This window comes from Prevotella sp. P5-92 (genome assembly GCF_002251245.1).
Lineage (GTDB): Bacteria > Bacteroidota > Bacteroidia > Bacteroidales > Bacteroidaceae > Prevotella.
The window spans coordinates 119,558-142,729 of record NZ_NPJG01000042.1; the positions used below are offsets into that span (position 1 = coordinate 119,558).

Genomic DNA, 23,172 nt, shown 5'->3' on the forward strand with positions numbered 1-23,172 from the left:
ATGATAACACAAGATCAACTGAAAGATATACTTGAGCGGACAGTGTCGCTCCATCGCTATCTTGACATTGACAAGAAGAAGATAGAATTTGAGGAAGAAGACCTCCGTACTCAGGCTCCCGATTTTTGGGACGATCCCAAGCGTGCGGAAGAGCAGATGAAGAAGGTGAAGACGATAAAGAAGTGGCTTGACGGATATAAGGAAGTGAAGACCTTTACTGACGAGCTTCAGTTGGCCTTCGATTTCTATAAGGACGAGATGGTTACGGAAGAGGAAGTTGATGAGGCTTATGCAAAGGCTATCAAGTCTATCGAGGATCTCGAACTTATGAACATGTTGCGCCAGAAAGAAGACCCGATGGACTGCATGCTGAAAATAAACAGTGGTGCAGGCGGTACGGAGAGTCAGGACTGGGCTTCTATGTTGATGCGTATGTATCAGCGTTGGGCAGAGGCTCATGGTCATCGCGTCACCATCAGCAACCTTCAGGATGGCGACGAGGCAGGAATAAAGAGTGTCACCATGGAAATTGAAGGAGGAGAGTACGCATATGGTTATCTAAAAAGCGAGAATGGGGTTCATCGTCTTGTGCGTGTGTCGCCATTCAATGCCCAGGGAAAGCGAATGACAAGTTTTGCCAGTGTTTTTGTCTCGCCGCTTGTTGACGATACTATCGAGGTGTATGTCGATCCTTCAAAGGTGAGCTGGGATTTGTTCCGTAGTGGAGGAGCAGGTGGTCAGAATGTGAACAAGGTAGAGACCGGCGTGCGTCTTCGCTATCAGTATGTTGACCCAGACACGGGAGAGGAGGAAGAGATTCTCATCGAGAATACAGAGAGTCGTAAGCAGCTTGAGAATAGGAATAATGCCATGCGTCTTCTGAAGTCGCAGCTTTATGATCGTGCAATGAAAAAACGGTTAGAGGCACAGGCGAAGATTGAGGCAGGAAAGAAAAAGATAGAGTGGGGAAGTCAGATACGCAGCTATGTCTTTGACGATCGTCGTGTGAAAGACCATAGGACAAATTTCCAGACTACTGATGTAGATGGCGTGATGGATGGAAAGATTGATGGCTTCATCAAGGCGTATCTAATGGAATTCCCTGTGGTGGAAGAGTAGTAACTATTCCTTGTGGTTGAAGAGTAGCAACTGTTCCCATATTTGTAAAAGTAGGGATTTCCCGTATTTATGATTGGACATATAACTTAAAACTGAAAGATATGAGTAACAAAAACAAGAAAGTACAAGCGCGTCGTGCAGCATACGAAGCGCGTCAGGAGAAAGAGGGAAAGAAAGTCGTGAATTGGATTTTTGCGGTTCTCGTATTATTGGCCCTTTGTTTCATCGTCTATTCGGTTATCATTGTCATGTAGTGATGGGCGGATTGGAGATAGAACGAAAATTTCTTGTCGCCGACGATAGTTATAAGTCGTTGGCGACATCTTCTTCGCATATAAAGCAAGGCTATATATGCAATGAGAGAGGCCGTACGGTGCGTGTTCGGTTGCGGGACGAGAGGGCATATCTTACTATCAAGGGTCCGTCGCATGATGATGGTTTAAGCCGGTATGAGTTTGAACAGGAAATATCATTGGCCGATGCAGAGCAGTTGTTCCACCTTTGTGTGTCAGGAGTAATAGACAAGCGCCGATATCTTGTTCCCGTAGGCAGGCATACCTTTGAGATAGACGAATTTTATGGAGCCAATGCAGGTCTTGTCGTTGCCGAGGTTGAACTGTCAACTACGAAAGAAAGTTTCGAGCGCCCTTCGTTTCTCGCCGAGGAGGTGACGGGCGACCGCCGTTATTACAACTCCATGCTCTCCAAGAAACCTTTCAGCCTCTGGGATTAGTTTTTACCACTAACATTGACTATCGTTTCAACCCCTGGTATTATACTTTCCAGTTCTTGTATTAACAATAGTTCCTGTATCTGTAATTGCCGGTTTTAGTGTCTTCTCTTTATATAATAAAAGGTGTAGGCGGCTATTGCCGCTAAGATAACGCCCAAGGAGTTAGCAGCCAAGTCGAGCCAGTCGCCGCTCCGTCGTCCTCCTGTGCAGTATTCTTGGAGAAGTTCTATTATTCCGCTTGTAGCTATTGGTGCTATAATAGCCAAGATAGTTGATCTGAGAATGACAATACGATTGTGTCTTCTGAGATATTCTCCCCACATAATAATTCCTGTGCCTCCGTACATCACTGTATGAACCCATTTGTCAATAAATGGCACTTCGTCGAGTTCTGTCTGAGGAACAGTGAAAAACGAGAGATAGAAAATTATCGCCCAACAAAGGGCAGAAAGTGGGTATTTTCTTATGTTTACCCTCCAAAAGCTAACGATTTGACTTTTTTTCTTCATATTATTTCTACAATTTGGTGCAAAATTAAGAAATTATTTATACTTTTGCAAATAATTTTGAGAATAAATACATATGGCACAATTAGAAAGAGCGAAATTTGGTAGTAAATTAGGCGTTGTACTTGCCACCGCAGGTTCTGCGGTAGGTTTGGGAAATGTATGGCGTTTCCCGTATATGGCAGGTGAGAATGGCGGAGCTGTTTTCATCATTCTGTATGTTTCCTGTGTGCTCATGCTCGGCCTACCTTGCATGATAAGTGAGTTTATTATTGGACGTAATGCGAAGTCAAACACAGCACGTGCATATCGTAAGTTGTCTGATGGCCGCCCATGGCAAGTCATTGGTTTCCTCAGTGTCCTGACTGGATTTATCATCACAGGTTATTATGCTGTGGTGTCGGGTTGGTGTCTTCAGTATGTGTATGCGTCGATCACCTGTCATCTGCAAGGCGATCCAGAATATATCAAGCAGTATTTTGCCACCTTCTCCACCAATCCTTATAAGCCCATCTTCTGGACAGTCATAATATTGGGCATAACGCATTTAGTGATACGTCACGGAGTTCGTGACGGTATTGAGCGTGCATCGAAGATGTTAATGCCGACGCTGTTTCTCCTGTTGCTCATCATCGTGGTGTCGTCGTGTCTTTTGCCAGACGCTTGGTCAGGCGTGGAATTTCTTTTTAACCCCGATTTTTCAAAGCTCACTCCCGATGTGTTCCTTGGCGCCCTTGGCCAGTCGTTCTATTCCTTAAGCATAGGTATGGGTTGTATTTGCACTTTCGCGTCATATTTCAGTCGTCATACGGATCTTGGCCGAACGGCAATACAGATAGCTGTAATAGATTCTTTTGTGGCGGTCCTTGCTGGTCTGATGATATTTCCCGCTGCTTTTAGTGTCGGTGTTAGTCCCGACTCCGGTCCATCGCTCATTTTCATTACTTTGCCGAATGTGTTTCAGCAGGCCTTTTCATCAATGCCGCTTGTGGGTTATGTCATAGCGCTGTTGTTTTATTCGCTTCTTTCTTTGGCGGCCCTCACTTCCCTCATCTCGCTCCACGAGGTGAGCACGGCGTTTTTCCGCGAGGAGCTTCACATTACCCGCAATAGTGCAGCACTAATCGTAACAATATCATGTTCTGTCATGGGCGCTTTTTGTTCCCTCTCCATTGGCGGTGTCGAAGGACTATCCTTCCTTGGCAAGACTTTGTTTGACATTTTCGATTTCATCACCGGTCAAGTGTTCCTGCCTGTGTGCGGTTTCCTTACCTGTCTTTTTGTAGGTTGGTATTTGCCTCATAAGTTGGTCTATGATGAGTTCACAAACAATGGCACTCTTCGTGCCCGTTATTTTAAGTTGTATTTGTTTTTTGTAAAATATGTCTGTCCGATGTTTATCATTCTGATATTCATGCATCAGTTTGGGCTGATATAAGGTATTTGTAGTAGAATAGAGAAACGAGATAATTCACATGCGCGATAGTTTTGGTTCAAAGATAGGATTGGTCCTTGCCACGGCGGGTTCTGCTGTAGGTCTTGGTAATGTGTGGCGTTTCCCGTTTATGACGGGTCAACATGGAGGCGCGGCATTTATCATCATCTACATATTTTTCATTATTCTTTTAGGAATACCTGGCATGGTGAGCGAGTTTATCGTGGGGCGTCATGCAGCTTCAAACGCGGCTCGTGCCTACGACCGTCTGTCCCGTGGCAAGCCATGGAAGTATGTCGGTGTTCTCGGCATAGTCTCATCAACCATCATTCTAGGCTTTTATTCAGTTGTTGCAGGATGGTGCGTTCAATATCTTTATGCTTCGGTGGAAGGTGAGATATTGGGTGATGCTCAGTATGTGCAGAACTATTTCCAAGTGTTTTCGTCAAGCATTGCCCGTCCTGTGGCATTTGGCATAGGCTTCATATTCCTTACCCATCTTGTCATTGTTCGTGGAGTGCGCAAGGGCATCGAGCGATTCTCAAAAATGATGATGCCGACGTTGTTTCTGCTGTTGCTCATCATTGTCGTAGCATCATGTATGTTGCCTGGAGCTGTCGATGGCATAGCGTTTCTGTTTATGCCCGACTTCTCCAAGGTAGATGGTCATGTCCTTCTTGCTGCCCTTGGCCAGGCATTCTTTTCATTGAGTCTTGGTACGGCATGTCTGTGTACTTATGCGTCATATTTCAAGCGCGATACTAATCTGGTTCATTCGGCGGCTCAGATAGCTCTTATCGACACATTGATAGCCGTGTTGGCCGGTCTTATGATTTTTCCGGCAGCCTTTTCCGTCGGAATCAATCCCGACTCCGGTCCGTCGCTCATTTTCATCACATTGCCTAACGTCTTTCAAAAGGCGTTTGCTTCGATGCCACTTGTAGGTTATGTGATGTCGATATTGTTTTATGCCCTTCTTGCACTTGCGGCCCTTACTTCCACAATATCAATGCACGAGATAGGAACAGCATTTTTCCACGAGGAGCTGAAGAGTCCACGTAGAGTGTCGGCATGGTTTGTCACAATAATAGCATCGGTGATATGTGTTGTGAGTTCACTTTCAGTTGGAGCTGTGCCGGAGTTGAGCCTATTTGGAATGCCTATGATGGACTGTTTCGACCGTCTCACAGCTCAGTTACTTTTGCCTTTGGGAGGTTTCCTCACATGTATATATATCGGTTGGTACGCCTCCCGTCAGGAGGTTTATATGGAGTTTACCAATGACCACAAGGTCAATCGAGCCTTTTTCAAGACATATATCTTTTTTGTCAAGTTTGTCTGTCCAACATTGATTATCTTTATTTTCCTCGATCAGTTAGGACTATTGTAAAACGATAATAATATTTAAAGCAAGAATATGAAAACATTTATGAACGTACAAGACCTCGGCGACCTTAATCAGGCTTTGTCTGAGGCGCAGGAGATCAAGCGCGACCGCTTCCAGTATCAGCATCTTGGCAAGAACAAGACCCTGATGATGGTGTTTTTCAACAACTCTCTTCGTACCCGTCTTTCAACTCAGAAGGCAGCGATGAATCTTGGCATGAATGTCATCGTCCTGGATGTCAATGCAGGAGCATGGAAACTGGAGACGGAACGAGGCGTCATCATGGATGGCGACAAGTCGGAACATCTTCTTGAGGCGATACCTGTGATGGGTTGCTATTGCGACCTTATTGGAGTCCGCTCGTTTGCAGGTCTTTCAGACCGCGAGTACGATTATGCGGAGACTGTGATCAATCAGTTTATCAAATATAGTGGACGTCCGGTCTTTGCCATGGAGAGTGCCACGGTTCATCCTCTTCAGGCTTTTGCCGACCTAATCACCATCGAAGAGCACAAGAGCGTAACCCGTCCAAAGGTAGTGCTTACGTGGGCTCCTCATTGTCGTGCGTTGCCTCAGGCCGTTCCCAACTCTTTTGCCGAGTGGATGAATGCCGCCGACGTGGATTTTATGGTTACACATCCCGAAGGTTACGAGTTAGATCCGCGTTTCGTGGGCAATGCACGTGTGGAATATGATCAGATGAAAGCTCTTGAGGGAGCAGATTTCGTATATGCCAAGAACTGGAGCTGCCCTGGAGTTTCCTCTCCCGCCGATTACGGCAAGATACTTTCAAGGGATATGTCCTGGACTATTGATGCGGCACACATGGCAGTTACCAACAATGGCAAGTTCATGCATTGTTTGCCAGTGCGTCGTGGCCTTATCGTCACCGACGATGTCATAGAGAGCGAAAAATCGTTGGTTATTCCCGAGGCGGCAAACCGCGAGATTGCCGCGACCGTGGTCATCAAGCGTATGCTTGAAAATCTTTAGTCGCAAGATATGGCTGAACATAATGATTTCGGAGTTTGGGGCGAAGACATGGCCCAACAATATATGGTGGAGCAGGGATATTCCTTGCTCCATCGTGATTGGCGTTGTGGCCATAGGGACCTCGATCTTGTGATGTATAAAGATGGTATAGTGGTGTTTGTCGAGGTAAAGGCCCGTGCCAATGATTTTCTTGTTTCTCCAGAGCAGGCAGTGGATGTGAAGAAGATACGTTCATTGTCGATAGCAGCCAATGCCTATGTGAAGAAATACCGTATCAATGCCGACCTTCGTTTTGACATTGTAGCTATAACGGGTACCATTTCCACCGGATATAAAATAAACCATATCCCCGACGCTTTCTATCCTATCCGTTAGCATTCTATTTCCAGCTCAAACCAGAAGGTAGAGCCTTTGCCCACTTTGCTGTCCACCCCAATTTTGCCGCCGAGATGTTCCATTATGGCTTGGCAGATGTCGAGCCCGATGCCGGCTCCTTGCGAAAAGGCATTTACCTTTGTAAATCGTTCAAAGATACTCGATTGCATATCTTTGGGGATTCCTATTCCAGTGTCTTCCACATAGAAGCGGATAGAGTTGTCGTCAGTTATCTTGTATCCTATTTCGATATGTCCTTTGTCGGTGAATTTTGCGGCGTTAGACGCGAAGTTCGCGAGCACTTGCTCGATGCGTTTTGGGTCTGTGTGAATGAAGCATCTTGGCCTGGCGCATGCTGTCCGGATTTTCACTCCCTCGTTAGCCTTAAGCATGATGCTACTGCTCACGTCCATGCAGAGTCTGTTTACGTCCACGTCATCAAAGATGAATTCCATGCTTCCTGCTTCGAGTTTCGCAAGGTCGAGGATGTCGGATATAAGTTGCAGTAGCATCTCGTTGTTTTTCTCCACAATCCTTGCCATGTCTCTTCTCTCTTCTTTTGGCATGTCTTCCTGGCACATCATGCGTGAGAATCCGATGATGGAATTCAGCGGAGTGCGTATCTCATGGCTCATGTTTGCGAGGAAAGCCGTCTTCAGTTTGTCGGCCGACTCGGCTTTCTCTTTCTGTTCTATGAGGTCGTGCTCCAGTTCGATCTGTTCGGTGACATTCTGAGTTATTGCGCTCACCTCAATAAGATTGTGTTTAGGATCAAAGTTTGTAACAACAGAGAATACCTTTTGGTAGTCCCATTTTCCGTCGCGCCTATTCACTCTGACGAGAGCCTGTAGCTTAGGGTTCTCGCCCCTTTTTGCAGCCTCGCGGAAGTCGGTGATGAAATGTCGGTCGTCGGGATGAATACAATTTGTAAACATCTCCAGCCCGTTATATTGGTCGTTATATCCCATGCCATTGTTGGCATACCACTGTCTTGTGGCAAAACCTACGTCGGTAAGGATATTGATTCTCGCGTATCCGATTTGCGCTACTTCAGCCGTCATGGATATTATTTCGTCGAGGTCGCGTATCTTTTCATTGTTTACTGCCTCTGGTGTCCTGTCTATATAAGCTCCGAGGTAACCTTTGAGGTTTCCTTCATTGTCGAACATCTTGCTATATCTGACGTCGATACGTATTGTCCTGTTTCCGGGCGGCACTTCAGATTGTTGCGACGGGGAGAATCCCGGGTGATAGTTGAAAAAAGAATCGTAATATGGAAGTGTCTTGACGGCGATTTTTGTATTGTCGCAAAGTAGCGGACTGGCGAATAGGTTGAAGCCAGACAGCATGCTTATGTCGCTGAAGCCGAAAAGCTCCAGAGCCTTTGCATTAATATCGGTAGTGTTTCCTTCTTTGTCGAAGAAGATGAGTCCGATAGGAAGATTTTCGAGTACGCTATTTGAGTTCGTTTTTTCTTTTGACATGTTTTGTCGTTTAAGTCATTTCCTTGATTAGTATAACGAGTTTTGCATTATTTTTTTTATGACACTCGTATTCTGAATAGGGTTTGCCTGTGGTTTTGCTGCAAAAGTACATCTTTTTTTCCAAATATGCAAGTAAAACGCCGAGAAAAATGACAAAATCAAGTATTTTACATAAAAAAAGAGAAAAAATACAATCTTACAAAACACAAAAGAGACGCATACCTCTATGCGTCTCTTTCGCGCTCCAGGATGGGCTTGAACCAACGACCCCATGATTAACAGTCATGTGCTCTAACCAACTGAGCTACTGAAGCAATGTTAACAATTCTTTGACTAATGTAGCGCTCCAGGATGGGCTTGAACCAACGACCCCATGATTAACAGTCATGTGCTCTAACCAACTGAGCTACTGAAGCAATTATTGCAGTCCTTTTTCTGAATTGCGATGCAAAGGTACTATGTTTTTTTGTAACTACAAAATTTTTTGAGAAAAAAATCGAGAAAAGCCTTTGATTTTTTTATTTTTTCGTTGATAGATGCCGTTTTTTGTGAATAAAACGCTAATTTTGCACCCAAATAGCGACATATAGTCGAAAAGAAACAATAATCTCATGATGAAAAGAATAGTAACTGCTTTTGTATTGGTTGTGTCGATGCTGTCGTCGGTATTGGCACAGGAACATAAAAACCACAATTTCGAGGTGGCTAAGAACCTCGATGCGTTTAATAATATATATAAGGGATTGGACCTGATGTATGTAGATACGCTCAATCCTGGCGAAGTGATAGGTAATGGCATAAAGGCTATGTTGAAGAGTCTCGACCCTTATACCGAGTATTATCCAGAGGAGAAGACAAAGGAACTGAAGCACTTGCTGACGGGGAAATATGCAGGTATAGGTTCCATCATCCGCTGGCACCAGCGCCTGAAGAATGTGGTCATCGACGAGCCTTACGAGGGAATGCCTGCCGCTGAGGTGGGACTGATGAAGGGTGATATCATATTAAGTATCGACAAGCTTGACATGCGTGGAAAGGATACGAAATATGTCAGCGATCATCTCAAGGGCACCGCCGGTACCTCGTTTGTGCTGAAAATCCGCCGTCCTTCGACGGGCAAGGTGATGAAGATTAAGATGACCCGAAAGATGATAAAGGAGTCAGAAATGCCATATTATGGAATGCTTGGCGATGATATAGGCTACATCAATTTTCTTAGTTTTACCGAGGGCTGTGCCCGCAATGTTAGAAAGGCATTCATCGAGCTGAAAGGCAAGGGCGCTAAAAAGCTGGTGTTCGACCTTCGCAACAACGGCGGAGGCTCGGTTCAGGAAGCCGTCGATATTGTCAACATGTGGATACCAAAAGGAACGACGGTGATTGAGCAGCGTGGCAAGAAGACAAACCACAGTTATAAGACCCGCCTTGAACCAGTCGATACGGTGATGCCTATCGTGGTGCTGGTGAATGGCATCACTGCCAGCTCTAGCGAGATCACGAGTGGCGCACTGCAGGATCTCGACCGCGCAATAATATTAGGTACGCGCACATACGGGAAAGGTTTGGTCCAAGCCACGATAGACATGCCATATAACGGCAACTTGAAACTCACTACGGGCAAATACTACATCCCAAGCGGCCGTTGTATCCAGGCCATCAACTACAAGCACTCGGGCGGCGGTTATGTGGAGAGCATCCCCGACAGCCTAACCCGCGTCTTTCACACTCTGGGTGGCCGCGAGGTGCGTGACGGAGGCGGCATAAAACCCGATGTGGAGGTAAGACCCGACACGCTTCCCAACATAGCCTTGTATATCGACCGCCTCGATTCCATGGAGGTGATGTTCGACTATGTCGCCGATTACGTGGCAAAGTATCCCACGATTGCCCCAGCAAGAGATTTCCGTCTCACCGATGCCGAGTTTGCCGAGTTCAAGCAGAGAGTAGTCGAGAGCGGCTTCGACTACGATCCCGAGAGCGACAAGGCACTTGGCGAGTTAGAGAAGCTGGCACGTTTCGAGGGTTATTACGATGATGCCAAGGAAGAGTTTGCTGCCCTTCGCAAAAAACTAAAGCACGACGTGTCGCGCGACATGGAGAAAGAGAAGCAAACCTTGAAGGAGATGCTTGAACGCGACATAGTCACCGCCAAATACTATCAGGCAGGCGGAATAGAGAATTCGTTGTACTACGACAAACAGCTCAAGGAGGCGGTCCGCATACTCTCTGACGAAGGAGAATATCGTGAAAAACTGGGAAAATAACAGTTTGATGAGCGATTTAACATTTTTTTTTTGGTGGAAAGCACATTTTTTTGTACCTTTGCACCGTTCAGTGGAATGAGGAGCTTCTCCGAGAGCTCCTCATTCTTGTTTTTTAAGCCCATGGTAGGCTTTTGGCTGTGCCTTGGGGCATATGTTTAATAGAAAAGATATGATAGAGAAAAACGAAGTCAAGACAATTGTAGAAGAGTGGTTGGCAGGCAACGACTATTTTCTTGTTGACGTGATGTTCACCCCCGATGACCGCATCGTGGTGGAGATAGATCATGCCGACGGAGTGTGGATTGAAGATTGCGCGGCATTGAGCCGTTATCTTCAGGAGAAACTGGGCGACGACCTTGGTAACTACGAACTTGAGGTAGGCTCGGCAGGCATCGGACAGCCATTCAAGGTTGCGCAGCAGTATACCAACCATATCGGCAAGGACGTGGAGGTGCTGACAGCTGAAGGTGTCAAGGTGCAGGGAGTGCTGACAGCCGTTGATGGCGACAACTTTATCGTCGTCGTAAAGGAGAAGCAGAAGCTGGAAGGCAAGAAGCGTCCGGTAATGATAGATGTAGAGAAGAGCTACAACATGAATAATATAAAATATACAAAATACTTATTAAGTTTCAAGTAATTCAGCTATGGCAGCAAAGAAAGAAGAACAAGGTCCGAGCATGATAGAGACCTTTCAGGAGTTCAAAGAGACAAAAAACATCGACCGCACGACTCTCGTAAGCGTGCTTGAGGAAAGTTTCCGCAGTGTTATCGCGAAAATTTTCGGAAGCGATGCCAACTTCGATGTCATCGTCAATCCCGACAAGGGCGACTTTGAAATCCATCGCAACCGCGTGGTGGTTGCCGACGGAGAGGTGAAGGATGAGAACAAGGAGATATCACTTAGCGACGCTCAGAAGATAGAACCCGACTACGAGATAGGCGAGGACGTGAGCGAAGAGGTCAACTTCAGCAAGTTTGGACGTCGTGCCATACTGAATCTCCGTCAGACACTGGCGTCGAAGATTCTCGAACTTGAGCACGACTCTCTCTACAACAAGTATAAGGACAAGGTAGGAACGGTGGTGAGCGCCGAAGTCTATCAGATGTGGAAGCGCGAGGTGCTTCTCATCGACGACGAGGGCAATGAGCTCCATCTGCCTAAGAGCGAGCAGATCTCTCGCGACACCTATCGCAAGGGCGAGACCATTAAGGCCGTCGTGCTGCGTGTTGACAACGAGAACAACAATCCCCGCATCATCCTCAGCCGCACCGCCCCCATATTCCTCAAGCGCCTTCTTGAATCGGAAGTGCCGGAAGTGGCCGACGGACTCATCTCTATCCGCGGTGTGGCACGCATGCCGGGCGAGAGAGCTAAGGTGTCGGTGGAGAGCTACGACGATCGCATCGATCCAGTAGGCGCATGCGTCGGTGTGAAGGGAAGCCGCGTGTCTGGCATTGTCCGCGAGCTTTGCAATGAGAACATCGATGTGATAAACTATTCGCCTAACATCCAGATATACATCCAACGCGCCCTTGCTCCAGCCGAGGTGACGAGCATCACCGTTGACCAGGAAAACAAGAAGGCTGAGGTGTATCTCCAGCCCGACCAGGTGTCGCTCGCTATTGGACGTAGCGGTATGAACATCAAGTTGGCAAGTATGCTTACCGAGTATACCATCGACGTGTTCCGTGTTGTGGGCGAGGGTGAAGCTGACGAAGACATCTACCTCGACGAGTTCGCCGACGAGATAGACCAGTGGGTAATCGATGCTATCAAGGCTATCGGTCTCGACACCGCCAAGGCAGTGCTCAACGCCCCACGTGTCATGCTGATAGAGAAGGCCGACCTCGAAGAGGAGACCGTTGACAACGTACTCAAGGTGCTTAAGGCAGAGTTTGAGCAGTAAACGACACTTGCTGCTCGCAAACCATATTTTTGAATTTTATTATTTTTGGATTATTAAATTTTTTCAGTAGTGAGCATCAGATTAAACAAAGTATTGACAGAATTAAATATAGGACTTCAAACGGCAGTTGATTTCCTGAAAAACAAGAAGAGCTTGGGAGAGATTAAGGACGACGCAAATCTCTCCACCAAGATCTCAGATGAGCAGTATCAGGCCCTTGTACGACAGTTCAAGGGCGACAAGGACATTAAAAATGAAGCTGAGAAGCTGGCAAAGAAAGGCAAGGAGAGAAAAGTAGAGAAGAAGGCCACTACAAAGGCTGACGATCTTGTCACAAAGGTACAGAAATACACTCCGGTGGGCAAGATAGAACTCGACAAGAACGGTAATCCGTTCAAGCCTTCGTCTGATGCCCCTAAAGCCCCTATGGTAGAAAAGGCTGCTGCCGAAAGCCAGAATAAGGAGAGCGAGAATGCTGCTGCAAAGCTTGTGCCTAAGGCTGAAGAGCCCAAGGCCGTGCAGGCAACAGGCACTAACGATAATAAGAAGACCGACACTGTAAAAACTGACGCTGAGGAAAAGGCGGCTCCCGACGTGAAGACTGACGGCGCGACGCCAAAACCGCAGTCACAGACATCATCTACCCTTGCCTCTGACAACAATAGTAGCAAGCAGGAAAAGGGAACAATGCCGGAGACAGAAAAAGGCAACATAACAAAGGAAAAGAAACAAGACAACGTGAACAATAACGGCAATCAGAACCGTCAGAACGGAAAAGAACCAAAGGCTGTCAGCGACAGTCAGGCAAGCACTGCAAGCAACACGGACAATAAGATATTCACTCTCAAAAGCGAGAAAAAACTGGCTCCGAAAGTCAATGTCTTGGGAAAGATAGACCTTGACGCCCTCAACCAAAGCACCCGTCCAAAGAAAAAGTCGAAGGAAGAGCGCAGAAAAGAACGCGAGGAAAAGATACAACAGCACAACGGAGAGAAGAAAAAGCGCGTGCGTATCAACAACGAGCGAGTTGACATCGAGGCTGCTTCCACACAGCAAGGCGGTAAGAAAAAGAAGAATAAAGGTAATAATAACAATAATAATAACAACGGCGGAGGCAACAATGGCGGAAACCAGCAGGGCGGAGGAAAGAACCGCAACAAGAACAAGAATCGCCAGCCGAAGCCAATCGAGGTGAGTGAGGAAGATGTGGCACGCCAGGTAAAAGAGACGTTGGCACGTCTGACAAACAAAAACCAGAACAAGAAAGGCGCGAAATACCGTCGTGAGAAGCGTGAGGCAGTGCAGGAGCGTCTCAACGAGGAGATGCAGGAGCAGGCAGCAGAGAGCAAGATATTGAAACTTACCGAGTTTGTCACCGTTAGCGAGCTCGCCACGATGATGAACGTGCAGGTAAACAAGGTTATAGGCACTTGTATGAGCGTAGGCATCATGGTATCTATCAACCAGCGCCTCGATGCCGAGACAATCAATCTCGTGGCCGATGAGTTCGGATTTAAGACCGAGTATGTAAGCGCCGAGGTGAGCGAGGCAGTCAGTGAGGAGGAGGACGACGAGAACGACCTGCTCCCACGTGCTCCGATCGTCACCGTCATGGGACATGTTGACCATGGTAAGACATCGCTGCTCGACTACATACGCAAGTCGAACGTCATAGCAGGCGAGGCAGGAGGCATCACTCAGCACATCGGAGCATACAATGTGAAGCTAGAGGATGGCCGTCACATCACGTTCCTCGACACTCCTGGTCACGAGGCGTTCACTGCCATGCGTGCCCGTGGTACCCAGGTCACCGATATCGCAATCATTATTATCGCCGCCGACGACAGCGTCATGCCAACCACACGCGAGGCGATAGCCCACGCACAGGCGGCCAACGTACCTATGGTGTTTGCCATCAACAAGATAGACAAACCAGGCGCCAACCCCGACAAGATACGAGAAGACCTCGCCAACATGAACCTCCTCGTTGAGGAGTGGGGCGGAAAGTATCAGTGTCAGGAGATCTCGGCAAAGAAAGGCTTGGGCGTCAACGAACTCTTAGAGAAGGTGCTCCTCGAGGCGGAGATGCTCGACCTCAAGGCCAACCCCAACCGCCGCGCCACAGGCTCGGTCATCGAGTCATCGCTCGACAAAGGTCGTGGCTATGTCTCTACAGTGCTCGTGTCTAATGGAACGCTGAAGATTGGCGATATCGTCATCGCAGGCACCAGCTACGGCCGCATCAAGGCCATGTTCAATGAGCGTAATCAGCGTATTGAGAAGGCAGGACCAGCAGAGCCGGTGATCATACTCGGACTGAATGGAGCTCCACAGGCAGGCGACTCGTTCCATATTATGGAAACCGAACAGGAAGCAAAGGACATCGCCAACAAGCGTACACAGCTGCAGCGCGAGCAGAGCCTCCGCACGGCTACGACGCTCTCGCTCGAGGAGATTGCCCATCGTGTGGCACTCGGCGAGTTCCACGAGCTCAACCTCGTTGTCAAGGCCGATACCCAAGGCTCTGTCGAGGCTCTCTCCGATTCGTTCATCAAGATGTCAACCGAGAAGGTTCAGGTCAACGTCATCATGAAGGCCGTAGGCCAGATATCGGAAAATGACGTGATGCTTGCCTCTACAGCCGACAACGGAATGATCGTCGGCTTTCAGGTGCGTCCTTCGGTCGAGGCCAAGCGCCTTGCCGAGCGCGAGGGCGTGGAGATCAACACCTATTCGGTCATCTACGACGCCATAGACGACATCCACTCTGCTATGGAAGGAATGCTCGACAAGGTGAAGAAAGAGGTGGCTACTGGACAGGTTGAGGTACGCGAGGTTTATAAGATTTCGAAGGTGGGTACAGTGGCTGGAGCGTTCGTCTCCGAAGGCAAGGTACACCGCACTGACAAGGCTCGTCTCATCCGCGACGGTATCGTGGTGTTCACAGGCTCTATCAATGCGTTGAAACGTTATAAGGACGATGTGAAAGAGGTGAGCGCAGGTTTCGAATGCGGTATCTCGCTCGTCAACTTCAATGATATCCAGCAGAATGACATCATCGAGACGTTCATGGAAATTGAAGTGGAGCAAAAGTTGTAGTTTTTTAGTTGTCAACTGGAATAACTCGTCAACTAATAAAAGTATGTCAGAAAAAAATGCATTTGTACGTCAGGTGGCAGAACAGAAATATGAGTACGGATTCACCACCGACGTACATACAGAAATAATAGAAAAAGGACTGAACGAAGATGTCGTGAGGCTCATCTCGCAAAAGAAAGGCGAGCCGGAATGGATGCTTGAGTTTCGCCTGAAAGCATTCCGCCATTGGACAACGATGGAGGAACCAAAATGGGGACACGTCACAGTGCCCCCTATTGACTATCAGGCTATCTCCTATTATGCTGACCCCTTGGCACAGAAGAAGAAACAGGAGAAAAAAGAGATCGATCCCGAACTGATGAAAACCTTCGACAAGCTCGGCATACCGCTCGAGGAGCGTCTCGCGCTGAGCGGCGTGGCTGTCGATGCCATCATGGACTCGGTGTCGGTGAAGACCACTTTTAAGGAAAAGCTTGCCGAGAAAGGTATCATTTTCTGTTCCATAGGCGACGCCATCAAGGATCATCCTGACCTCGTGCGACAATATCTCGGCACCGTGGTGCCGTATGGTGACAACTTCTTCGCCGCCCTCAACAGCGCCGTGTTCAGCGACGGCTCGTTTGTGTATATACCCAAGGGTGTGCGCTGCCCCATGGAGCTCAGCAGCTATTTCCGCATCAACGCCCGCAATACGGGACAGTTTGAGCGCACGCTAATCATTGCCGACGACGATGCCTACGTGTCGTATCTCGAAGGCTGTACCGCTCCCATGCGCGACGAGAACCAACTTCATGCCGCTATCGTCGAGATTGTGGTGATGAACAATGCCGAGGTGAAATATTCCACCGTGCAGAACTGGTATCCGGGCGATGAGAACGGTAAAGGAGGTGTGCTCAACCTCGTGACGAAACGAGGCGACCTGCGTGGCACCAATAGCAAACTATCGTGGACACAGGTGGAGACAGGCTCGGCCATCACGTGGAAATATCCGTCGTGCGTGCTGCGTGGTGACTATTCACAGGCAGAGTTCTATAGCGTTGCTGTCACCAACAACTATCAAGAGGCCGACACCGGTACAAAGATGATACACATGGGCAAAAACACCAAGAGCACCATCATCTCCAAAGGCATCTCGGCAGGACATAGCCAGAACTCATACCGCGGACTGGTGAGGGCGACGGCAAACGCTGACAACGCCCGCAACTACTCCTCGTGCGACTCGCTCCTCCTTGGCAGCGAATGTGGCGCCCACACCTTCCCCTATATGGATATTCATAACGACACTGCCGTGGTGGAGCACGAAGCCACCACAAGCAAAATCAGCGAGGATCAGCTCTTCTACTGCAATCAGCGTGGCATGCCTACAGAACAGGCCGTAGGACTCATTGTCAACGGCTATGCTAAGGAAGTGCTCAACAAGTTGCCCATGGAGTTTGCCGTCGAGGCACAGAAGCTCCTCAGCGTGTCGCTCGAAGGCACGGTAGGGTAAATGCGAAACTAAAGAAACAATATATAACGATGTTAGAAGTAAAGGATTTATGCGCCAGAATTGGCGACAAAGAGATATTGCGAGGCATCAACCTCACGATTCGCGATGGCGAGACACATGCCATCATGGGACCTAATGGCTCGGGAAAATCGACTCTCTCGGCGGTACTTGTGGGCAATCCATTGTATGAGGTCATCTCAGGCACGGCGATGTTCAACGGCAAAAACCTACTTGAGATGAAACCCGAGGACAGGGCTCACGAGGGACTTTTTCTCTCGTTCCAGTATCCAGTGGAGATTCCAGGCGTGTCGATGACAAACTTCATGCGTGCCGCCATCAACGAGCGCCGCAAGTATGAGGGAAAGGAACCGATGCCAGCCGGCGAGTTCATAAAGCTGATGAGAGAGAAACGCGCCATCGTTGAGCTCGACTCGAAACTTGCCAACCGCTCGGTCAACGAAGGCTTCAGCGGTGGCGAGAAGAAACGTAACGAGATATTCCAGATGGCCATGCTCGAACCGAAACTCGCTATACTCGACGAGACCGACTCGGGTCTAGATGTTGATGCCATGCGTATTGTGGCGGAAGGAGTCAACAAACTGCACCGTCCCGACACCAGCACAATCGTTATCACCCATTACGACCGCCTGCTTGACATGATCAAGCCCGACGTCGTCCATGTGCTCTACAGGGGACGCATAGTGAAGACCGCAGGACCCGAACTCGCCAAGGAGATACAAGAGCGAGGCTACGACTGGATAAAGGCAGAGGCTGGAAATGAAAAATAAATCCGATGGAGAATCAATATACAGAATTATACGACCAGCGCCGTGACATGATACGTGAGCACAGTGCCGACGTGATGAACGCCGTGCGCGACGAGGCATACGAGAATTTCAAGCGGTTAGGCATACCGTCGAAGAAAGTGGAGAGATACAAATATACCGATATGCAGCGTCTCTTCGAACCCAACTATGGACTCAACCTCAACCGGCTCAATATCCCCGTTAACCCATACGACGCCTTTCACTGCGATGTGCCCAACCTAAGCACGTCGCTCTATTTCGTTGTCAATGACTCCTTCTTCTCCAAGGCCACGCCCAAGGCACAGCTACCAGAGGGTGTCGTCATCGGTTCGCTAAGGGAAGAGGCACAGCGACAGCCACAGCTCGTGGCGAAATACTATGCTCAGTTGGCAAAGACTGCCGACGATGGCATCACCGCCCTCAATACCATGCTCGCACAAGACGGACTTCTGGTCTATGTGCCCAAAGGCGTCGCCGTCGAACGTACCATACAGGTGATCAACATCCTTCGTTCGGATGTTGACCTCATGGTAAACAGGCGTGTCCTCATCATCGTCGAGGAAGGGTCGGAGATAAAACTTCTCTTTTGCGACCATGCCGCCGATGACCGCCACTTCCTTGCCACACAAGTCATCGAGGCGCACGTGGGACACAATGCCTCGCTCGACCTCTACTGCCTTGAAGAGACACACGAGAAGAGTGTGCGCGTCAGCAACCTCTATATCAATCAGGATGCCGACAGCCGCGTCAACCACAACGTCATCACGCTCCACAACGGCGTCACACGTAATCGTACCGACCTCACCCTTAGCGGCGAGGGAGCTGAGTGCGTGCTCAACGGATGCGCCATTGCCGACAAAACTCAGGTGGTGGACAATAATACGCTCATCGACCACAAGGCACCATATTGCGACAGCAAGGAACTCTACAAATATGTGCTCGACGGCAAGGCTACAGGCGCTTTCGCCGGACGCGTGCTGGTGCGCCACGGAGCGCAGAAGACCACGTCGGAGGAACGCAACCAGAACATCTGTGCCACACGAGAGTCACGCATGTTTACACAACCCATGCTCGAGATCTATGCCGACGACGTGAAGTGCAGTCATGGCTCCACGGTAGGTCAGCTCAACGATGCCGCCATGTTCTACATGCGACAGCGAGGCATCTCCGAACAGGAGGCGAAGCTGCTACTGGAGTTTGCATTCATCAACGAAGTCATCGACACCATTAAGCTCGAACCGCTGCGCGACCGACTGCATCATCTCGTCGAGAAACGCTTCCGCGGCGAACTCAGCAAGTGCGAGGGATGTAAGTTATGCAAGTAGGATAAAACCACATACGACCATGCTTGATATTCAGAAGATTAGAAACGATTTCCCAATACTGTCGAGAACGGTATATGACAAGCCGCTCGTATATCTCGACAATGCCGCCACCACGCAGAAACCTCTATGTGTAATTGACGCCATGCGCGACGAGTATCTCAACGTCAACGCCAACGTCCACCGTGGAGTGCATTATCTCTCACAGCAGGCCACTGATCTGCACGAGGCGGCACGCGAGACCGTCAGGCGTTTCATCAACGCACGCTCAACGTCGGAGATCATCTTCACACGCGGCACCACCGAAGGACTTAACCTCGTGGCATCGTCGTTTACCGACGCTTTCATGCAAGAGGGCGACGAGGTCATCGTCTCTGTCATGGAACACCACTCTAATATAGTACCCTGGCAGTTGCAGGCAGCCAAGCGCGGCATAGTGCTTCGCGTGGTGCCAATGGACGATAGCGGCAGGCTCGACATCGAGGCATATAGCCAGTTGTTCAACTCCCGCACCCGACTCGTCAGCATAGCTCACGTCAGCAATGTCCTCGGTACCGTCAACCCCATTACCGACATTGTCAGCATAGCCCATTCGCACAACGTGCCGGTGATGATCGACGGAGCACAGTCAACACCTCATTTTAAAGTCGATATGCAGGCACTCGGCTGCGACTTCTTCGTCTTCAGCGGACACAAGATGTATGGCCCCACGGGCGTAGGTGTGCTCTACGGAAAGGAAGAGTGGCTCGACCGTCTGCCGCCATACCAGGGAGGGGGCGAGATGATTGAGAGCGTCAACTTCGAGAAGACCACCTTCGAACGCCTCCCATTTAAGTTTGAGGCAGGCACACCCGACTATGTGGCCACCCACGGCCTAGCTACCGCCATCAACTATCTCGACTCACTTGGCATGGACAACATTGCACTCCACGAGCGACAACTCACCGACTTCTGCATGAAACGCCTCGCCGAAATCGACGGTATGCGACTCTTCGGCACCGTGGAAGGCAAGGATGCCGTCGTGTCGTTTCTCGTGGGCGACATCCATCATCTTGACCTCGGCACTCTTCTCGACCGCCTCGGTATCGCCGTACGTACAGGCCACCATTGCGCCCAGCCACTCATGGACCGTCTCGGCATCCTCGGCACCGTGCGTGCCTCCTTTGCCCTATACAACACCACAGAAGAGATTAATGCCCTTGCCGAAGGCATCAGTCGTGTAAGCAAGATGTTCGCATGCTGATAAACAACTATCATACTGGTTTGATAGAGGCGGGCTGCGACGAGGCAGGACGGGGATGCCTCGCTGGAGCGGTATTTGCTGCCGCCGTCATCCTCCCGCCAAACTATGTCAACGCCGACCTCAACGATTCTAAACAGCTCAGCGAGAAGAGGCGCTATGTCCTCCGCGACACCATAGAGCGCGACGCTGTGGCGTGGGCGGTGGGTGTGGTCACACCAGAGGAAATCGATGAGATAAACATCCTCAATGCCTCTATTCTCGCCATGCATCGCGCCCTCGACCAGCTGACGACACGTCCCGAGGCTGTCATCGTCGATGGCAACCGCTTCAAGCCTTACGGCTCTCTGCCTAGCGTCACCATCGTGAAAGGCGACGGCAAGTATCTCTCCATAGCCGCTGCCAGCATTCTTGCCAAGACCTACCGCGACGACTATATGAAACGTCTCGCCGAAGAGTATCCGCAATACGACTGGAAAGGCAACAAGGGCTATCCCACCAAGAAACATCGCGATGCCATCCGCCAGTTTGGCGCTACACCATATCATCGCCGCACATTTAATCTCCTTGGCGATACGCAGTTGGAGTTTGAGTTTGAGGAATGATGGGGAGTAAAATGGAAACTTAAGATGGGGAGTAATAATGGGCTAATACATTTCTACGCTTAACATTTAGTACTTCATAACTTCCCCTCATAACTCTCCCCTGATAATTAGAATAATTTCAACTAAAGACATAATATTATGAAATCCCTAAGAGAACTATATAGAATAGGCAAAGGTCCGTCGAGTAGTCACACCATGGGACCACAGCAAGCTGCACGCATGTTCGCCTCACGCAACGGATCAGCACACTCGTTTGAAGTGACACTCTACGGCAGTCTTGCAGCCACAGGTAAAGGTCACCAGACCGACGTGGCCATCATCGACGTGCTGCAACCTCTCGCACCCGTGGAAATCGTTTGGAAACCCACGGTCTTCCTTCCGTACCATCCCAACGGCATGTGCTTCGTGGCACGAGACGCTACAGGCTCTACCATCGACGACTGGACCGTCTTCAGCATCGGCGGCGGAGCACTGTCCGAAGGCGAAAACTCTAATTCGATGGATAGCCCCGACGTCTATTCCATGTCTACCATGACCGACATCATGCAATGGTGTTACGACAACGGACGCAGCTATTGGGAATATGTTGATCTGTCGGAAGACGAAGGCATCTGGGATTATCTACTCGAAGTGTGGAATGCCATGAAGGCTGCTGTGGAACGAGGCATCAACACCGAGGGACGACTCCCAGGACCGCTCAATCTGCCCCGTAAGGCCTCTACATATTATGTCAAGGCATCGGGCTATCAGCGCAACCTTCAGACGCGAGGCTTGGTCTATTCCTATGCCCTTGCCGTGAGCGAGGAGAACGCCTCGGGCGGCACCATCGTCACCGCTCCCACCTGTGGCTCGTGTGGAGTGCTTCCAGCCGTGCTTTACCATTTGTCTAAGGGACATAACTTCAGCGACGAGAAGATTCTCCACTCCATCGCCACTGCAGGCATTGTGGGCAATGTTGCTAAGACCAATGCTTCCATCTCCGGTGCCGACGTGGGTTGTCAGGGTGAGGTAGGAGTGGCGTGTGCCATGGCGTCAGCCGCAGCCTGTCAGCTCTTTGGTGGCAGTCCGTCGCAGATAGAATATGCCGCCGAGATGGGGCTTGAGCATCATCTTGGCATGACCTGCGATCCCGTGTGTGGACTAGTCCAGATTCCCTGTATCGAGCGTAATGCCTTTGCTGCAGCCCGCGCTCTCGACAGCAATATCTATGCCTCTTTCTCTGATGGCATCCATCGTGTCTCGTTCGACAAGGTTATCAACGTGATGAAGCAGACCGGTCACGATCTCCCATCGCTCTATAAGGAAACCAGCGAAGGCGGCCTAGCCACCAGTTTCTGACCGTAACGATAATAACGATATCGAATACCGTCGTATTCCGTCGATGACCGTCGAATTGCCGTCGGTCATCTGCGATCGTTGTAGCAATCAACATCTGCGTGCATTGTCATGACCATAACCCTGACCGTACGAATACTGCCAATATTTTGTTCCTAACTTGAGCATTTGCTCTGTTGCCTAAAGTTTAATTGCCATAACTAAGAATTATTAATGGTTAAACATTGCGTGGCAAACCGTCTTAGGCTTCCTGCTCGCCACAGAAAAATTGTCTCTCCCTTGTGTATCCGAATCACGGTTCGCGCTTCAGATTTTTTTTAACAATGCAGGATGTACAACTTAAATTCCAATCCTACAAATCTTTTAGTAATTAGTTATTCGCCGTTATTATTATTTATAATACACAAAGTATTTTATACTCTATCTAACTGTCCCGTAATATCTCTCTAACTACGTAAATAAATTTCTCCAGTTAGAGAAATTTTATCCAGTCTGAAATCAAGCTGATACATGATACGTGTTTTGCGTTGTGTCATTCATGAAAATAAATGGGTGGTGTGGGTGATATAAAAAATATCGGGGTAAGGACTAAGGACGATGCCTTACCCCGGTTGAGTGTTATGCGAGAAGTTTCTTCACGATGTCTGAGATGGTTTTCCCGTCTGCTCTGCCAGCGAGTTGTTTGTTGGATGCTCCCATCACCTTTCCTATATCCTTAATGCTTGTGGCACCAGTTTGGGAGATGATGTCCTTTACTGTAGTTTCGATCTCCTCAAGGCTGAGAGGTTTTGGGAGATAGCTTTCGATCACCGCTACCTGTGCTAATTCCGCCTCGGCGAGGTCGGCGCGGTTCTGGCTCTTGTAGAGGGCAGCGGAGTCGTTGCCTTGCTTGGCTAATTTCTGCAGAATCTTCAGGGCGACTGCATTGTCGAGAGTGTCGTTGGCTCCAGGTGCAGTCTTTGCCTCGATAAATACTTTTTTAATGTTGCGCAAGGCCTCAAGACGAACCTTGTCTTTTGCCTTCATGGCGGCAACTATATCTTTGCTTACTTGGTCGAATAACATGATGTATT

Annotated in this window: 19 protein-coding genes and 2 tRNA genes; 16 read left to right on the plus strand and 5 right to left on the minus strand. The window is 49.1% G+C overall.

What is annotated here, in order from left to right; all coding sequences use genetic code 11:
• Together prfB and CIK99_RS04720 are read left to right on the plus strand one after the other, a co-directional pair.
• A complete protein-coding gene (prfB, locus tag CIK99_RS04715) occupies nt 1–1,119 on the plus strand; it encodes a peptide chain release factor 2 (RefSeq protein WP_094380284.1) in 1,119 nt (372 codons plus the stop codon).
• Nucleotides 1,120–1,375: 256 nt separating this feature from the next.
• Nucleotides 1,376–1,852, plus strand: a complete 477-nt coding sequence (locus CIK99_RS04720) for a CYTH domain-containing protein (protein ID WP_094380287.1) — start codon at nt 1,376–1,378, stop codon at nt 1,850–1,852.
• A gap of 95 nt (nt 1,853–1,947) precedes the next feature.
• Here CIK99_RS04720 and CIK99_RS04725 read toward each other — a convergent pair whose 3' ends face one another.
• The gene (locus CIK99_RS04725) at nt 1,948–2,361 is read right to left on the minus strand and encodes a VanZ family protein (protein ID WP_094380289.1); all 414 of its coding nucleotides are present in this window, start codon (nt 2,359–2,361) and stop codon (nt 1,948–1,950) included.
• A gap of 73 nt (nt 2,362–2,434) precedes the next feature.
• Here CIK99_RS04725 and CIK99_RS04730 point away from each other — a divergent pair, with 73 nt between their 5' ends.
• From CIK99_RS04730 to CIK99_RS04745, 4 genes are read left to right on the plus strand one after another with little or no spacing between them, the layout of a single operon-like run.
• Nucleotides 2,435–3,796 carry a sodium-dependent transporter gene (locus tag CIK99_RS04730; RefSeq protein WP_094380292.1) on the plus strand — a complete coding sequence of 454 codons (1,362 nt, stop codon included), beginning with the start codon at nt 2,435–2,437 and terminating at the stop codon, nt 3,794–3,796.
• Between the two features lie 31 nt (nt 3,797–3,827).
• The gene (locus tag CIK99_RS04735) at nt 3,828–5,183 is read left to right on the plus strand and encodes a sodium-dependent transporter (RefSeq protein WP_094380294.1); all 1,356 of its coding nucleotides are present in this window, start codon (nt 3,828–3,830) and stop codon (nt 5,181–5,183) included.
• A 27-nt stretch (nt 5,184–5,210) separates the two neighbouring features.
• Complete coding sequence (locus CIK99_RS04740) at nt 5,211–6,173, plus strand: acetylornithine carbamoyltransferase (RefSeq protein WP_094380296.1); 963 nt, start codon at nt 5,211–5,213, stop codon at nt 6,171–6,173.
• Nucleotides 6,174–6,182: 9 nt separating this feature from the next.
• Nucleotides 6,183–6,548, plus strand: coding sequence for a YraN family protein (locus CIK99_RS04745; protein ID WP_094380298.1), 366 nt, complete (start codon nt 6,183–6,185; stop codon nt 6,546–6,548).
• Here the strand turns inward: CIK99_RS04745 and CIK99_RS04750 are convergent.
• The 3 genes from CIK99_RS04750 to CIK99_RS04760 form a co-directional block, all read right to left on the minus strand.
• A complete protein-coding gene (locus CIK99_RS04750) occupies nt 6,545–8,032 on the minus strand; it encodes an ATP-binding protein (RefSeq protein WP_094380300.1) in 1,488 nt (495 codons plus the stop codon). The genes CIK99_RS04745 and CIK99_RS04750 overlap by 4 nt on opposite strands.
• Before the next feature lie 240 nt (nt 8,033–8,272).
• A tRNA-Asn gene (locus CIK99_RS04755) sits at nt 8,273–8,346 on the minus strand.
• Nucleotides 8,347–8,374: 28 nt separating this feature from the next.
• Nucleotides 8,375–8,448: transfer RNA gene (locus CIK99_RS04760), tRNA-Asn, on the minus strand.
• 195 nt (nt 8,449–8,643) lie between these two features.
• Here CIK99_RS04760 and CIK99_RS04765 point away from each other — a divergent pair.
• The 10 genes from CIK99_RS04765 to CIK99_RS04810 all read left to right on the plus strand — a co-directional run bounded on the left by CIK99_RS04765 (nt 8,644) and on the right by CIK99_RS04810 (nt 22,102).
• A complete protein-coding gene (locus CIK99_RS04765; RefSeq protein ID WP_094380302.1) occupies nt 8,644–10,296 on the plus strand; it encodes a S41 family peptidase in 1,653 nt (550 codons plus the stop codon).
• Between the two features lie 169 nt (nt 10,297–10,465).
• Entirely contained in the window at nt 10,466–10,933 is a 468-nt protein-coding gene (rimP, locus tag CIK99_RS04770) for a ribosome assembly cofactor RimP (RefSeq protein WP_094380304.1), read from the plus strand.
• A gap of 7 nt (nt 10,934–10,940) precedes the next feature.
• Nucleotides 10,941–12,203, plus strand: a complete 1,263-nt coding sequence (gene nusA, locus CIK99_RS04775; RefSeq protein WP_094380306.1) for a transcription termination factor NusA — start codon at nt 10,941–10,943, stop codon at nt 12,201–12,203.
• A 69-nt stretch (nt 12,204–12,272) separates the two neighbouring features.
• Nucleotides 12,273–15,302: a translation initiation factor IF-2 gene (gene infB, locus CIK99_RS04780; protein ID WP_094380309.1), complete on the plus strand. Its 3,030-nt coding sequence runs from the start codon at nt 12,273–12,275 to the stop codon at nt 15,300–15,302.
• A 43-nt stretch (nt 15,303–15,345) separates the two neighbouring features.
• Nucleotides 15,346–16,791, plus strand: coding sequence for a Fe-S cluster assembly protein SufB (gene sufB / locus CIK99_RS04785; RefSeq protein ID WP_094380311.1), 1,446 nt, complete (start codon nt 15,346–15,348; stop codon nt 16,789–16,791).
• Between the two features lie 29 nt (nt 16,792–16,820).
• Nucleotides 16,821–17,579 (plus strand): Fe-S cluster assembly ATPase SufC, encoded by a 759-nt coding sequence (gene sufC / locus CIK99_RS04790; RefSeq protein WP_094380313.1) that lies wholly within the window; start codon nt 16,821–16,823, stop codon nt 17,577–17,579.
• A gap of 5 nt (nt 17,580–17,584) precedes the next feature.
• Nucleotides 17,585–18,922 carry a Fe-S cluster assembly protein SufD gene (sufD, locus tag CIK99_RS04795; RefSeq protein WP_094380315.1) on the plus strand — a complete coding sequence of 446 codons (1,338 nt, stop codon included), beginning with the start codon at nt 17,585–17,587 and terminating at the stop codon, nt 18,920–18,922.
• A 19-nt stretch (nt 18,923–18,941) separates the two neighbouring features.
• Nucleotides 18,942–20,162, plus strand: a complete 1,221-nt coding sequence (locus tag CIK99_RS04800) for a cysteine desulfurase (RefSeq protein ID WP_094380317.1) — start codon at nt 18,942–18,944, stop codon at nt 20,160–20,162.
• Entirely contained in the window at nt 20,156–20,764 is a 609-nt protein-coding gene (locus tag CIK99_RS04805; RefSeq protein ID WP_094380319.1) for a ribonuclease HII, read from the plus strand. The genes CIK99_RS04800 and CIK99_RS04805 overlap by 7 nt, the downstream gene beginning before the upstream one ends.
• A 138-nt stretch (nt 20,765–20,902) precedes the next feature.
• Entirely contained in the window at nt 20,903–22,102 is a 1,200-nt protein-coding gene (locus CIK99_RS04810) for an L-serine ammonia-lyase (protein ID WP_094380321.1), read from the plus strand.
• 615 nt (nt 22,103–22,717) lie between these two features.
• Here CIK99_RS04810 and CIK99_RS04815 read toward each other — a convergent pair.
• Nucleotides 22,718–23,167, minus strand: a complete 450-nt coding sequence (locus tag CIK99_RS04815) for a GatB/YqeY domain-containing protein (RefSeq protein ID WP_094380323.1) — start codon at nt 23,165–23,167, stop codon at nt 22,718–22,720.
• Nucleotides 23,168–23,172: the final 5 nt, after the last annotated feature.